At 61.2% G+C, this 15,053-nt stretch carries 11 protein-coding genes; 8 read left to right on the forward strand and 3 right to left on the reverse strand.

Translation table 11 applies throughout. The features are described from left to right. Positions 1 to 184: 184 nt before the first annotated feature. Positions 185 to 1,423 (reverse strand): ATP-binding protein, encoded by a 1,239-nt coding sequence (locus E1958_RS13590; RefSeq protein ID WP_133512345.1) that lies wholly within the window; start codon positions 1,421 to 1,423, stop codon positions 185 to 187. A gap of 1,141 nt (positions 1,424 to 2,564) precedes the next feature. On the opposite strand from E1958_RS13590, the gene E1958_RS13595 reads away from it, so the two are divergent. Together E1958_RS13595 and E1958_RS13600 are read left to right on the forward strand one after the other, a co-directional pair. Further along, positions 2,565 to 3,653, forward strand: a complete 1,089-nt coding sequence (locus E1958_RS13595; protein WP_133512346.1) for a toll/interleukin-1 receptor domain-containing protein — start codon at positions 2,565 to 2,567, stop codon at positions 3,651 to 3,653. Further along, a complete protein-coding gene (locus tag E1958_RS13600) occupies positions 3,650 to 7,627 on the forward strand; it encodes a WD40 repeat domain-containing protein (protein ID WP_133512347.1) in 3,978 nt (1,325 codons plus the stop codon). Before E1958_RS13595 ends, E1958_RS13600 begins: the two co-directional genes overlap by 4 nt. Positions 7,628 to 8,119: 492 nt before the next feature. Here E1958_RS13600 and E1958_RS13605 read toward each other — a convergent pair whose 3' ends face one another. Both E1958_RS13605 and cas6 read right to left on the reverse strand, forming a co-directional pair. After that, positions 8,120 to 9,508, reverse strand: a complete 1,389-nt coding sequence (locus E1958_RS13605; protein WP_133512348.1) for a cobyrinic acid a,c-diamide synthase CobB — start codon at positions 9,506 to 9,508, stop codon at positions 8,120 to 8,122. A 1-nt stretch (position 9,509) separates the two neighbouring features. After that, a complete protein-coding gene (gene cas6, locus E1958_RS13610) occupies positions 9,510 to 10,199 on the reverse strand; it encodes a type I-MYXAN CRISPR-associated protein Cas6/Cmx6 (protein WP_133512349.1) in 690 nt (229 codons plus the stop codon). Positions 10,200 to 10,277: 78 nt separating this feature from the next. On the opposite strand from cas6, the gene E1958_RS21340 reads away from it, so the two are divergent. The 6 genes from E1958_RS21340 (at position 10,278) to E1958_RS13640 (ending at position 14,978) form a co-directional block, all read left to right on the forward strand. Continuing rightward, complete coding sequence (locus E1958_RS21340; RefSeq protein ID WP_133512350.1) at positions 10,278 to 10,679, forward strand: ArsR/SmtB family transcription factor; 402 nt, start codon at positions 10,278 to 10,280, stop codon at positions 10,677 to 10,679. A 21-nt stretch (positions 10,680 to 10,700) separates the two neighbouring features. Beyond that, the gene (gene ygfZ, locus E1958_RS13620) at positions 10,701 to 11,735 is read left to right on the forward strand and encodes a CAF17-like 4Fe-4S cluster assembly/insertion protein YgfZ (RefSeq protein ID WP_133512351.1); all 1,035 of its coding nucleotides are present in this window, start codon (positions 10,701 to 10,703) and stop codon (positions 11,733 to 11,735) included. A gap of 379 nt (positions 11,736 to 12,114) precedes the next feature. Beyond that, a complete protein-coding gene (locus tag E1958_RS13625) occupies positions 12,115 to 12,417 on the forward strand; it encodes a TusE/DsrC/DsvC family sulfur relay protein (RefSeq protein ID WP_133512352.1) in 303 nt (100 codons plus the stop codon). A 605-nt stretch (positions 12,418 to 13,022) separates the two neighbouring features. Beyond that, positions 13,023 to 13,595, forward strand: a complete 573-nt coding sequence (locus E1958_RS13630) for a hypothetical protein (RefSeq protein ID WP_089724982.1) — start codon at positions 13,023 to 13,025, stop codon at positions 13,593 to 13,595. A gap of 289 nt (positions 13,596 to 13,884) precedes the next feature. Continuing rightward, a complete protein-coding gene (locus E1958_RS13635) occupies positions 13,885 to 14,424 on the forward strand; it encodes a hypothetical protein (protein ID WP_089724980.1) in 540 nt (179 codons plus the stop codon). Between the two features lie 239 nt (positions 14,425 to 14,663). Next, positions 14,664 to 14,978, forward strand: coding sequence for a HesB/IscA family protein (locus tag E1958_RS13640; protein ID WP_133512353.1), 315 nt, complete (start codon positions 14,664 to 14,666; stop codon positions 14,976 to 14,978). The last annotated feature ends 75 nt before the right edge of the window (positions 14,979 to 15,053 follow it).

The raw sequence follows: 15,053 nt of genomic DNA on the forward strand, positions 1-15,053 counted from the left end.
CAGCCGATGAACGGAACCCGTAGGGTGGGCTGTGCCCACCACTAGCGTGCTACTAAGGCCCATCGGGTCTCCGAAACACTCCGCAGCGCGGAGCTTCCGCATTCCCACGCGGCGCGTGGGAACGAGAGAAATGTCAACACGCCCTAGCTGCCGCCCATTTCCGGCCCGGGGTCGGGTCCTAACCCTAGAGGCTTCCAACCAGGTAACCGCTGATACGTGCGAGCTCCTTCAGTGCCTCCAACAGACCGGAGGCGACTTCACCGCCTTTCCGGAACCGCTCGACCGCCTTCTCGATGCTCACCCCCTCCGGCATCAGATCCGGGATCAGGCGCTCGAACCGGGGCGAGAAGGGACGGTTGTCAGCGGTGACCAGGCCCCGCAGGCGCAGATCTTGGAGGATGGGGTCCGCCGTCGGGGGCTCGCCCTTGACCACCTGGATCAGGACCCGCCATTCTTCCTTGCCGTGGCGGTTGAACCAGAGGTCCTCCAAGTGATCGTGCAGGGTCTGGTCGATCCGGTCCTGGTTGTGACGGAAGCCCCCATGCCAGGCGTTCCAACGCTGGGCGAGGAGGATCTGGATCAGGGCCGGATGGCGGCCGGTCAGCGGTGCGACCTCCTGGGTCCAGAAGGCGTCCGGGTCCGATGGTCTCTGGGCATCGGTCAGGCTGCGCCGCAAGGGCTCGGTGGCCAGATCTCGGGCGGCCGGTTCTTCCAGCAGGCCCATGTACGAGGTAGTACCGAAGATATTCCAGAAGGCGGATTCCTCGATCCGCTGCTCCCGACACAGCGCCTTCAGGGGCCGGCGGCTGGCGATGAGGTAGCCGAAGCGGTACTCGGGCCGTTCGCCCAGGGCGCGCAGGTTGCCGAAGAAATCCGCCTTGAATGCCTGGCCGCCGGTGATGTGCTCAAACTCGTCGAGCAGGAGCACAAAGCGTAGATCCTTTTTCCGGGCGAGTCGCCGGATGAAATCCCGCAGGCCCGGATAGTCCCGGACCTCGCCCCGGTCGCTTTCCTGCCCGGTGGACCCGTCCCCGGTCGATCCATCCAAGGCATCCAGGATGCTCTGGTACAGGCCATGGAAGAACCGTTCCGGGCAGGCGTCGGACCAGTCCTGGGTAGTCGCACGGATGCTGACCAGACCAGGCTCGGCGGCCAGGGCGCCGTAGATCCGGTTGAGAAAAGAGGATTTGCCGAAGCGCCGCTCTCCGAGTACCGAGACATTACCCGGCTTGTCCGGGCGCCGCAGCACGCCCAGGGCCTCGGCAAGCGCCTGCTCGCGGCCGAAGAATACCGGGGAGTCCGGTGCCAGGGACGCCCCGGTGACATAGGGATTGCGGCCCGGCTCGATACGCTCCAGGCGTTGTTCTCCGGTAAGCAATCCCGGATGATCCGCGCGGCCCAGCTGGGCCGTGAAATCGGTCATGTTCGGCCTCCTCAGTCATAACCCGCGTAGGGCGGGAAAGCGCAGCGCATCCCGCCTTCTGGACAGCGCCGTGCCCAACAGGGGCTTTGCCCATCCTCTTCCGGCCCCCACGTTCCAGCCCATAGTTTCGTAGGATGCGGTGAGCGCGGTTGGTCTTTCAGGATGGCACTACGAGGAGACGCGAACCGCATCAATGATGCGGTAAGCACCTGCCTATGCCCCAGGGACGCCTGTCTGTCGTGCTCGTTCCCACGCTCCGGAGACTGTGAAAGAATTCGCCCTTGGTGGTGGCGAGGGAAAACTCCCGGTCGAGTTCGATCCGAGAGGGTGACATTGATGGCGAGAGGTTACAAGCCAGGCCTAGCCCGTGCCCAGGCAGCGCGCCTGCCCGCCCGGATTGAAGCCTACGGCAGCCCGTAGGTTGGGCAAAGCCCGTAGGATGTGGTGGGCTGCCGGGCGCATCCTGCGCCCGGCGGCGAACCGCATCTTTGGACGGCGGCGTGCCCAACATTTGCATCTGATCTGCCCCGCGGCCTGAATTTGGTATCATCGCCGCCAACAGTGGGTATAAGCCCTGAAAATATCCCCACAAATCGGTCTCTTAGCTCCCACGCTCCACGTAGGAGCAAGCCTTGTCCCGATGGAGAAGGGATCTGACACTTCCGCGTCATGAAACCTTGTCCCGAGCGGAGCGAGGGATCTCGGCGGCAAAGCCTGTAATTCCGGGAGCTGCTGGCGTATCCGCGCCTCCGGCGGCGAACCGCATCTTTGACGGCGCGTCCAACAAACACCCGTCCGCGTCCTGGATTATTTTGGCGTTATTGTGGATCTGACTTATTTAATCCAGTAGATGTTACAGATTTCCGGCCAGATGAAAACGAACTAATCTGGGAGAATCTGTGTAATCTGTGGATCGAAAATCAATGGGTTAGTTTTTAGACGGCCTCTTAACTTAATGGCATTGACGCTGGAGCGTGGGAACGAGCCAAAAGACCAACCGTGCTCACCGCACCATTGATGCGGTTCGCGTCTCCTCGTGATGCCATCCTGAAAGACCTGCCGCGCTCACCGCATCCTACGTCCATCCTACGGCTGGTGGATTTGGTATCATCGCCGCCAAGAGTGGGCATGAACCTCGGATATGCATCGCCACCACGCCTTCATCAGCTACGCCTGGGCCGACGACCAGTCCTTCGAGACGGATGCTGGTCCCGACCAGCGCGGCGGTAACCGGGGTTGGGTCAGTACCTTCCGGGACCGCTATCGCAAACACCTGGGCCGCGAAATTGGCCGCATCCCCGAAGGCGAGCGCATCTGGCTGGACTATGAGCAGTTGCGCGGCAGCGATGCCGTTACCTCTAGGATCGGCGACGAGCTGAAAGACTCCGCCCTGCTGATCCCCATCCTCTCCAAGGCCTGGTTTGCATCTCCCTGGTGCCGGCAGGAATTCACCGTCTTCACCGCACAGCATCCCGACTGGCAGAGGCGATTGTTTCCGGTCTGGATGACGCCGGTAGAGCCTGAAAATCTCGATGAGGACGATCAAGCCCAAGCCATCCGGGACCAGCTCCGAGAACTGCTCGGTTATCAATTCTGGTACCGGAATCAGGCCAACCGAATCTACACCCGCTGGTTCCCGGATATAGATTCCGCCGACAGGCACTACGGCTATATCCAGCAGGACATGGCCCATGATATGGCCGAGCGGCTCAAGCAACTCGGACAGCTCGCCGAAGGTATTCCAGGCCCCGCACCCACCACGCCCGCCCGGGACCAACCGCCGACAATCTGCGATCCGCCCATACCCCGCTTCCAGGGCCATCAGCTGGTCATGATCAACGGCGGCAGTAGTGATGTCTCATTGGTCCGGGAAATCGCCCGCACCCTGGCTGCTTGTGAGGGTTTGGGCTATGTGGTTCCCCTGATGGCACAGGACCTACGTGCCGATTACAAGCCTTCGGAACTGCGCCGGGATCTGCGTGAAAACCTCAAGCAGGCGACTGCCGTGCTGATGGTCGTTCACAAAGGCCCCCCGGATCAGATCAATGAGCAGCTACGCGAATACACCCAGGCCGCGGCCAAAAGCCAGGACCGACCTCCGAGCCTAGATGTCTGCCTCCTGGGCGACCAACTGCTAGGTTTCCGTCCACCCGGTACGCGTGTTCACCAGGTCGAGGACAGCAATATCCTCGACTGTGCCTGCAAGTTTGCCAGGGAATTGCAGGCATGAACCAATCCCCAGCCCCCGTAACAGAGAGCCACCGGCCCTATCCCGGCTTGCGGCCATTCAGCCGTGACGAGGCGGACTACTTCTTCGGCCGTGAGGAGCAGATCGACCAACTGCTCGATAAGCTGGCCGAGACCCATTTCCTGGCCGTGCTGGGGACCTCCGGCTCCGGCAAATCCTCTTTGGTACGGGCTGGCCTGCTGCCGGCCCTGGCCAGCGGCGTCCTGGTCCCACCCGAGCCGCCGACCGCCGGCGCCGTGCCGTACTGGTCTATTGCCGAGCTCCGCCCCGGCGACCGGCCCTTCCGACGCCTGGCCGAGGTACTGATCCGCAATACCGGCATGGGCCGCGACTGCCCTACCGAGAAACAGGCCGCATGCAGCGCCGAGCTGGAGCAGAATCTCCGACGCGGCAGTCGTGCCCTCAACTGGCGCTTGGGCGTGCAGCCCTTGGCCCCCGGCGAGCGCTTGCTGATTCTGGTCGATCAGTTCGAAGAATTGTTCCGCTTCCAGCGTGAGGATGCCGAGGAAGCCGCCGCGTTCGTCGCGCTGCTGCTGGCCGCCGCCAGCCATCCGGACTGCTATCTGGTCATCACCATGCGCTCCGAGTTCCTGGGCGATTGCTCCCGCTACCCGGATCTGCCGGAGGCGATCAATGCCGGCCTGTTCCTGACCCCACGCCTGAGCCCGGAGCAGCTGGCCGACGCCATCCAACTACCGGCCCGGCTGCCCTCCCGCGGGAGCGAGTCCGGCGGCGATGTCAGCCCCGGCCTGGTGCGCCGGCTGGTAGATGAGACCGCCCACGAGCAGGACCAACTGCCTCTGCTGCAACATCTGCTCATGCGCTTGTGGGACGACGCTGTCGCTAAGGGTCAAGCCCAGCCCGTCCTGGATGAATCTGGCCTCGATGCCCTCGGTGGCCCCAATGCTGTTTTGGGTGCCGCCCTGGATCGGCACGCCGACGAGGCATTCGAGGAGCTCGATGCGGACCAACAGCAAACCGCCGAGATCCTGTTCCGAGCACTCACCGAACGGGCCCAGGGCGAACGAGGCGAGCGCGATATCCGCCGTCCGGTCAGGATCTCGGAGGTCGCCGCCATTGCCGGCAAGACGCCGCAGCAGGTCATTGATTGCACCGAGCCCTTCCGGCAGGCCGACCGTAATTTCCTGATGCCCCCCCTTGTTACGAGCCGGGACCAGCCACTCGGTGCCGATGACACGATTGATATTACCCACGAATCCCTGATCCGCCAGTGGTCCAGACTCCAACGCTGGACCACCGATGAATCCGAACAGGCCGAACTCTACCGACGCCTGGAATCCGCCGCCCAACGCTGGCAGAAGGGCGAGGGGGCACTCTGGATCGATCCGGATCTCCAGTACGCCCTGGACTGGCGGGACCGGCACCAGCACCGATCCCCCTCCGCCTGGCTCGCCTGGGCCGCACGCTACGGTGGCGATTTCCCGCTCGCCATGCAATTCCTGGATGCCAGCCGCGACCGGCGTGAAGAACAGCGTGCCGCCGCACAGGCCCGCCAGCGCCAAAAGCTGCGCCGGGCCTGGATTACTGCCGGAATCTCCGTCCTGGCCCTGGCCTTCACCCTGATGCTGGCTGCTTGGGCCTGGACACAACAGCAACGCGCCATTGAAGAAGAGACAAAAGCACTCGCAGCCGAACAGCAACGGACTGAGGAGCTGTTTGAATCCGGCCTCACCCATGCCGCCTTACTGGCCCGAGGCGAGGATTATGCCGCCGCCTGGCGGGTGCTCGGCGAGACGGTGGCCTTGGACAAGGCCATTCCCGCCGAGCGCCAACATGCCCGTAATCTGCTGGCCGGCTTTGTTGATCTGCGGCGCGGTACAGCGGACCAGATCTATCGCGGTGCCGATGCCGCGCTGAAGGATCTGGCACTGAGCCCGGACGGCCGTTGGCTAGTAGCCGGCGGCGAGCGCGGCGAGCTGGTGATCTTCGATGCCCGTAGCGGTGAACTGGTACAGCGATTGGAAGGCCATGACCCGGAGGCGGGTACGACCGCTTCCGTCAGGGCCGTCCGTTTCACCGCAGATGGCGGCACCATGATCAGTACCGGCGACGACCGCCGGATCATCCACTGGTCGGTGCCGGACTGGCAGATCCAACATCAATGGCAGGCCCCATCGGAGGTTTGGTCGCTGGCCCTGCATCCGGACGGTGAGACCCTCGCCAGCGCCGGTAAAGGTAATGGCATCACACTCTGGTCCATGGCCGACGGGAAACAGATCCGTGCCCTCACCGGCGAGAGCAGCGACATCGCCGACGGCACCAGCCTGGCCTGGCTCCCGGACGGTCGGCTGATCAGCGGCGGTTTCAAGGGCCAAGTGGGTATCTGGGACACGGCGACCGGCGAGGAACAAGTGTTGCCGAGAATCCATACCGATCAGGTTCCAGCGGTTGCCGTCAGCCCGGATGGTGGGCGGATTGCTACCGGCAGCGCCGACAAAACCATCATTCTCTGGGATGCGACGGGTCGGCCATTGCGCCGCTTGCGTGGACATCGGAACCTGATACTCGGCCTTGCCTTTGATGCGTCCGGCCAGCGGCTGCTGTCCGCCAGTTATGACAATGATCTGCGGCTGTGGGATCTGGCATCCGGCACGACACTCAGGGTCTTCCAGGGCCATGTGGCCGGGCTCTGGTCCGTCATTGTCCGTGACGGCTATGCCTATACCGCAGCCAACGACGGCACTCTCCGCCGCTGGAGTTTGGATCTGACCGGCCAGTGGATCTGGGATCTGGATCAGGAACCGGCTTCTGCCCTTCTACTGCCGAGTCCGGCGGGCGGCAGGATCGGCGAGCTGCTGATCGGCTTCGCGGACGGCGCTGTGCGCGGCTATGGATTGCTGTCACCGGCCACGAGGTCAACGAGCTTTAACCCGGTCGGTGCCGAGGCAGAGAGACTGGAGGATTCGGATGAGCACACTGGTCCGCACAGCGGACCCTACCCGCAGGCTCCGGTAGCTGTGCGGACCGCTGCGGCCCGTCTTGATGCGGAATCCGCAGCCGCGACGGATGCCGGCGATACGCCAGTCGCGCCCTCGCCGAATACACCGGGCACTCTGCGACTCAATTTGCCCGATGCCCACGATAATCAAGTATTACGTTTTGCGGTGTCACCGGATGGGCAGACACTCGCCACTTGCAGTCACGACGACACCGCCCGTGTCTGGCACATCCAACGCAATGCCGACCGCCTGTCCTTGGAGCCGTTGTATCCTTTCGACCAGCACGCGGGTAGTGTCCATGCCGTCGATTTCTCATCAGACGGCCGCTTGCTGGCGACCGCCGGCTACGACGGCCAGGTCGGCCTGTTCGATCTCAAGACCGGTGCTGGGAAGCTGTCCCAGGCAGCAGAGTTCGGTCAGGTCCTGGCAGTCGAGTTCATCCCGGATGGCAACCAGCTAATCTCCGCCAACCGCGACGAACGCCGTATCCGGCTTTGGCAACGGGACGGCTTGCAGCTGACCAATGGCCGTACCATTACCGAGCTGTCGGATAAGCCCCTCTGGACCAGCCTGTCTCCGGATGGTCGCCGTGTTGCCGTCGTCGGACGCGGATCGATGGTCTCCATCTACGATCTCGACTTGACCGCCGGCGATACCAAAACCGCCGCCGAACCGCGGCAATTGGTGGGCCATGAGCAAGGTGTCGTGCGTGCTATCTTCGATCCGGACGGCCGCCGGCTCGCCACCGTGGGCGGCGATATGACCGTCCGGGTCTGGGATCTGGGACCGGACGAGGATCCGGCGGCCACAACCGGCCAAGCCCTCTTCACCTTGCGGTTGCCCACTGTATTCAAGAACCCAAGTCCCCTCTGGGATTTCGATTTCCGCTGTGAGCAGGACCAGGCCGGCTGCTGGATTGCCGTCCCCCTCACCATCGGCCGCATCGCCCTCTACCGCCTCCCCTACGCCCAGCCCCCTGCCGACCTTCGCCCCTAGCCCGTTTTTTAATCCGCAGATTACACCGATTTCCGCAGATGAAGAATGAAATAATCTGCGAAAATCTGCGCAATCTGTGGATAAAAAGCTATCTTTTCCCACGCTCAATCCGACCCGGCCGCTCCATAACCCGTAGGGTGGGCTGTGCCCACCAATGTGGTTTAGATTCCTTATTTAATCCGCAGATTACGCCGATTTCCGCAGATGAAGAATGAAGTAATCTGCGAGAATCTGCGTAATCTGTGGATAAAAAGATGCCTTTTCCCCCTGCTCAATCCGGCCTGGACTGCTCCACAGGCCGTAGCCCACCGGGCAGGCTGAAACCGCATGTTGGGCGCCGGCCTGCGTGTGGGACGCACAGGCAGGCGGACTATCCAAAGATGCGGTTCGCGCCTCCTCGTGATGCCATCCTGAATTGACCAACCGCGCTCACCGCATCCTACACTTCCGGCACGACCGCGGTGCGACCTCGCGGTTAGTAATTCTAGGCAGTCAACGCCGGCAGGCGCGTATTTGGGCGACGAATCGCCCGGTCCAATCATTGCCGCCCACGGCGCGCAGGTGGCTGTAGGCGGCCACCAGGTTTTTGTGGACGATTGCATCGTGCCGGCCGTCGATCCCCTTGCCGCGCAAGACCTGGTAGCCGAAGGTCCAGGCGGGATCCGGATTCAGAACGGCCGAATGATGAAACTCGTGGGCCCTGATTTCATGCGGCCTCTCGTGCGGTGTCTCCGAGACCTGCGGCCAGGGAAAGGCCGGGGTCTCACGCAAGCGGACGTATCCCCGCCCCTGGGGCCGTTCATACATAGCGACATCCGCGTTCAGGACCCCACACATGGCACCGCGTCGATCGCCCCAATGCAGCTCGCGGCACAGATACATGAGGCCGCCGCATTCGGCGTAAACGACGCCCCCGGATTCCACAAAGTCACGGACTGCCGCGCGCATGGACCGGTTCTCGGACAGCTCGCGCAGACGAAATTCCGGAAAACCGCCGCCGATGAATAGCCCGTCCGCGTCCGGAAGCGCTGCGTCCCGCACCGGACTGAAGTCCACCAGTTCCGCCCCGGCACGGGCCAGGGCGGCGAGGTCGTCCGGATAGTAGAAGCCGAAGGCGGCATCCCGCGCGATGGCGATGCGCACCGGTTCCCGCGTCGTCGCGGCCGGCTGGTCTGCGGTCGGGGGCGCCGGCGGCGGTGGGACCGAGCGGGCGATTTCCAATACCCTGGGGACGTCCACCTGCCCCGCGACCTGGGCGCGGATGCGCTCGATCTGATCCTCCGCCGCCTCCGTTTCGTTGCTCGGAATCAGGCCCAGATGGCGCTCACTGATCCGGATCTCCGGCGTCCGATGCAGGGCGCCCAACAACGGCAGGTCGGTGTAGTGCTCCAGCACGCGGCGCAGATTGGTCTCATGGCGGGAGCCGCCGACCTTGTTGGCAATGACACCGGCGATGTTCAGCGCCGGATCGAAAGCCGAATACCCAAGCAACAGGGGCGCGATCCCCCGGCCCATGCCCTGGACGTCCAACACCAGGATTACGGGCGCGCGCAACAGCTTAGCCAGCGCGGCATTGCTGTTACTGCCGTGCGGATCGACGGCGTCGAACAGGCCGACATTGCCCTCGATCAGTCCCACATCCACGTCGGTCAGACCGCGTGCGAACCCGCCGGTGATCTCTTCCCGATCCATGGTATGAAAATCCAGGTTGAAGCAAGTGCGGCCGGACGCCTGACCGAGCCACAGGGGATCGATGTAATCGGGTCCCTTTTTGAAGGGCCGAACGGATGCGCCCAGCCGCACCAGCTCGCGGCACAGCCCGATGGAAACCGTGGTCTTACCCGATGATTTGTGGGCGGCAGAGATGTAGAGATGGGCCATATCAGGCCGTTTTCCCGACCGCTTCTATGCCCTTGTGGGGGATGAAGATGCCGCAACCCAGCTTGCCATGGGGGCCGAGCCCCTGCTGTTGCAGGCGGACCGATTCCTCCGGCGTCAGGTCCGACAGCATGAGGCTGCGCGTGCGGAGCATGCCGCTCGGTGTGGTCAGGAGGGTCATCTTGCCGCACAGGGCCTTGCGTACCCGGATGCCTTGGTCGTTCAACGCTTGTGCCGCCCAGTCGAGAAAGCCCTCCTCGGTGGCGTCCGGGACACTAGCCACATGGCGTGAGAGGAGTGTGGTTGTTTTGCTCAGCCGGCGGATCTTGCCCGGGCCGATGGTCAGTGGACAGCCGGCTACGTCCAGGGTCTGGCCCGCGAGATCCTTGATGAGTGCCGCCGTGTGTTGCTTAGGCACCCGGATGGTGAGCTTGGTGCGCTTGGACAGGATCAGGTATTGGTCCGTACCATGGCCGGGTCGCTCCCAGCCGTTCTGGGAACCCGCCACGTGGACCGTGTGGACCGCAACGCCGGAAGTGTCCTCCGCAATCCAGGGGGCGGTCTGCTGCAGCGCGGCGGACAGGGCGTAGGCATGGTCTACGGGTAAGCGTTTGCAGATCAGGGAAAACAGGACATCGACGATGTCGTCCGGGATTTGGAATGAGGTCTTATGATTGTCTTCTTGCCAGAACATTTTCGAACACCTAAAGCGAGGTCCGTATTAGTGTATCCTTATGCATTGGTGATACTTTGAAGAGCAGGGTGTAATTCCATGGCAGGTGATCTCAGCCCCCCGACCAATCCCGGACCAACCAATCCCGGACCAACCAATCCCGGAACTCAGGCCCCGAACGCGGAGGCGCCGTCCACCGACCTGTTCGCCGACGATGACGATATCGAACGCGCGTCCCGCTCGCTCAAGGCGATGTCGCACCCGTTGCGGTTGAAGATCCTGTGCACCCTTGGCGGCCAGGAGATCAGTGTACAGGAGATCGTGGATTACGTCGGCACATCCCAAAGCAACATCTCCCAACACCTAGCCATACTACGCGATAAGGGGATCTTGGCCTCACGCAAGGACGCCAATCGGGTGTACTATCGGGTGAGCGATGCGCGTACCCTGCAGCTGGTCGGCATGATGCGCGAGGTCTTCTGCCACCGCTCGAGACCCTGAGAGAAAGCGATTGCCAATACCATGAACAGTGTTTGGAAAACCTTCCTCGAATCCCATTCCGCGCGCATCGACGACGCGGGCAAGGTGCGTTTCCCGGATGCCCCTGTGGAGGCCGACTGCGCCCTGATGGCGCTCTCCCCCCTCGGGCTGATCGCTGTTTCCGGACCGGAAGCGGAGTCTTTTCTCCAAGGGCAGGTCACGCATGACGTAACCCGCCTCTCCACTGCCGTCAGCCAGCTCGGAAGCCATTGCAGCCCCAAGGGACGGATGCTGGCCAGCTTTCGCACCTTCAGGCGGGACGCCGTCATCTATCTTCAGCTTCCGCGCACCCAGGTGGAAGCCTTGACCCGGCGGCTGCATATGTACCTTCTGCGGGCCAAGGCTACCATCGAGGACGCAAGCGAGCGGCTGATCGCCATCGCCATCGCCGGTACCTGCGCGCCGTCCCTGCTGGCGTCCCACCTCGCTGCGGTCCCGACGCAGGAAAACGGGGTGACCCAAGATGGTGAGCTGATCACCATTCGCATCCCGGGTCCTACACCCAGATTCCAGCTCCTGGGTCCGCCCGCCGCGCTGGAGGCTATATGGGACGACTTGGCAGCGACCGCGACCGTCGTCAACACCGAGTTCTGGTCTCTGCTCGACATCCGATCCGGGATACCGACCCTTTACCGACAGACCAGTGATGCCTTCGTGCCTCAGATGGCTAACCTCCACCTGCTCGATGGCGTGAGCTTCAAGAAGGGGTGCTATACGGGCCAGGAAGTGGTCGCGCGCATGCAATACCTGGGAAAACTCAAGCGCCGCATGTACCTGGCGCAGGTCAGCACGGACGACCCACCCGTGCCGGGCGACGTGCTCCATGCTGCGAACAGCCGCTCCGAGCAGGCCGCGGGTCGGGTGGTAGACGCAGGCATCAACGGCAAGGGTGACTACGAGCTCCTGGCGGTGGTGGAGATCGAGGCCGCGGAGCGCGGGGAAGTACGGCTCGGCGGCCCTGATGGTCCCTCGCTCTCCTTCCGTGATCTCCCTTACGGCTTTTCCGGGCAGGACTGAGGTCGTAGGGTGGGCTGTGCCCACCGATATCATGCTACTGTCCGGGCGCGGTCCTGGATTATTTGGTGTTGGTTGCGGGAAAAGATCCCTCCTGCGTCGAGATTAAGTCCGGCGGGTTGGGTTACGGCGCGTTCGGCCTTGTTGCTGTACTTCGGGATCGGGCAACGCGCCTAACCCAACCCACACTTAAAGCGAGGTCCGCGTGGGCCGACAGCGCGGGCGGTAATGTAGGTGTAGGTTGCGTTAAGATGTTGGTACTGACCGAGCAGAGGATCAGCGAGCCTTTAGGCGTCGAACGCAACACGTCCGGTCCCCCAAACAGCACCGAATCATTCAGGATTGCTTAACCAGTTCTCTTTAAGTTGAACAACCGGAGGCAATGACGATGGCAATCGATGTTCCCTTGGACGGCGAAGGGTTCCTGGTCAACCGCGAGGATTGGAGCGAGGAAATCGCAAGAGAGTTGGCGGCCGCGGACGCGTTCGAGATGACCGAACAGGTCATGGGCTATATCCGCGAGGCGCGGGCCATGTACGACGAGAATGGCGTCGTCCCACCCATCCGCAAATTTGCTAAGGAGGTCAAGGTTTCCACCAAAGACCTGTACGCTATTTTCAAGAAAGGTCCCATGAAGCTCATCTGCAAGTGGGGCGGACTGCCCAAGCCTACCGGTTGCGTTTAGGTCGTGTTGACCTTAGACGGTGAAGGTCTGCACAGCGGACCCTACGCTAACCGCTTGATTGACCGTAGTGGGTGTTGTGGCTATTTAACACGTGAAAAACAGTTGGTTAGAGTTAAATGTCAACAGGTCCTGGTTGTGGGTAGAAGGGATGCAGGGCTACCGAATAATAAATTTATTAAAATCAATAAATTCAAACTGTTATGGATCAAACATAACGGTAGGCTTTAATTATAAGTTATTGATTTTAAAGGTCATTCGGTAGCCCTGAGAAGGGATGTCGTTACTCGAAAAGAAAATCATACGTGCTCGCCCGATCGGATTTCGAGGCAGTGGCTCAGTTTGAAAATTTTATGCTTGGCCGCTCCCTTTCCGGCCCATTTAACGCCAGGACGCAATGGCGCCAAGACGCAAAGAAAGAACAAAGAATCTTTGCGTCTTGGCGCCATTGCGTCCTGGCGTTTTTTCGCAATTTCCGTTTTTTCGCGAACTGAGCCACTACCGATTTCGCAGGTTCCGGGACGACCCAGCCCCAAAGGGGTTATCATTCCTGATTGTGCCCGAGTCACCGTCGGCGCATCCCGATCCTTCCCGCAGAGAACGAGGACATGGCCGAAGAACGATTGACCAGAGAGGAGGACGCCGTTCTCCAACAGCAATATCTGCGTGCGCTGAGCTCCTTCGAAGGCATCATCCTCAGCCAGATCGATATCAAGAATAAGCTCGGCGCCCGTCTCAACTACAGTATCCAGGCCGGCCTCATCATCCTGGGCGCGATCGCCATCTCGATTCTGGTGTTGCTGCTGACCCTGAGCGCCCAGATCAACCGGATCTCGGCCATTGTAAGCGACATGAACATTCATTTGACGTCCGTGGCCGAGCAGATGCACCGGACTCGCGGGCATATCATCAATATGGAGCAGCGGGTTGCACTGATGGAGGATATCCAAGGCATGACGGGAACCCTGAGCAGGGCGATGGAGGTCATCGACTCGGACATACGCTCGATGCGGGAGATCGTCCACGGCATCAACCGCCATCTGGCCACGGTGCGCAAAAACGTCGGGAATATCTCGGTGAACATGGACATTATGAACCACGAGATCCAAGCCATGTCCCAGCAGGTGCACCATATGGCCAAGCCTGCCCGCTCCATGAACAAAATGTTCCCGTTTCCATAAAGAGAACCACGGATGAACACAGATCGACACGGATGGAGACCAATCCGTGTCGATCCGTGGTTCGAGATAGCCAGGATTAGATCGTTTGTTAATGAGAACACCCCCTAGTACCCCATTTCTGCATATTTTGCATATAGCCTGTAGGGTGGGCTGTGCCTACCACTCCCGCGCTTAGCTGGTGGGCTCAGCCCAGAGAACCTAAAGTAGGGTGAAACTAGGTACTAGGCATCCTTGCCCCACATGGCCGTCTTGAAATTTCCAAGGCGGCCTTCAGGAGGGAAGCTCGACTATGAGAGAAGATCCCAGGCGTGCCATCGTTCAAGTCATTGCCCGGCTTGGGCGGGAGACCCAGCTCCATCTGGACGAACGCTACCGCCATTTTCGTATCACCGATGCAATCATCATCGTCACCTCCGTGCTGCTGGTGATCCTGGCAGTCTTCAACGTCTACTATGTCCGGGTCCTGTACGAAGACCTCAATGGTATCGTCGCCAATATGGACGACATGCACGACCACCTACGCACTGTCGATGAGGACATGGGCGCCATCACCGAACGGATGCACGCCTTCGACGAGCACATCGGCCACATGGAGCCGATTCACGCGAACATGGCGGCACTGACCAAAGTCATGCCGAGGATACGGACGAATATGGACTCGGTAACCCGGGATATGGCCGGCATCGAGCAGAGTATGGGCCTCATCGGAGAGGGAGTGGGCATCATCGACCAGCGCGTCTATCTCATGACGGGCGGTGTTGCGACCATGCGCCAGAACGTACGCCAGATTGCACATCCCTTCGGGCGTATGGGCTCTTTCCTGCCCTGATCCGGCCTGCCCTGATCCGGTTAGTAGGTTAGGATGCAATGCCATTAAGTTAAGCCTCAGGTAGTGGTAAATTTTAAAGTGGTAGAGTACGGAATTACTGCCAACAGCACTGACCACTTCGCCCCCTCTCCCTCCGGGAGAGGGCCGGGGAGAGGGGATCAAATTAAAGAAATGGGGCATAATGAACTGCTCTACGCTAACCATTTTTCAGTTCAACGCTCTTTAAGGAAGCACAACCCATGTTCAAAATAACGACAACTGCCGCTCAGCAGGTCCTAAGCACGGCCAAGCAGGGTGGAACCGAGGAGCTGCCGCTGCGCCTCGCAGCCCACCAAAAGCCGGATGGCTCTGTCGACTACCGCATGGGCTTCGATGACGTCACTGACGAAGACATTCGTATCTCGTCGGAAGGAATCGATATCGTCATGGCTCCCGAGTATGTCCCCCTGTTGGCCGAGGCAACCATGGATTTCGTGGAGATCGAGCCGGGGCAGTTCCACTTCATCTTTCTCAATCCCAAGGACGCCAACTATAGCCCACCGGATGCAGGCTGATATTGCCTCGGTTTTGGTTGTTGGTACGGCAGTGTCGAAATACCGACCACATTGATTCGGTGCTTCTATTGGGAA

Source organism: Candidatus Thiosymbion oneisti, assembly GCF_004359955.1.
Classification (GTDB): Bacteria; Pseudomonadota; Gammaproteobacteria; order Chromatiales; family Chromatiaceae; genus Thiosymbion; species Thiosymbion oneisti.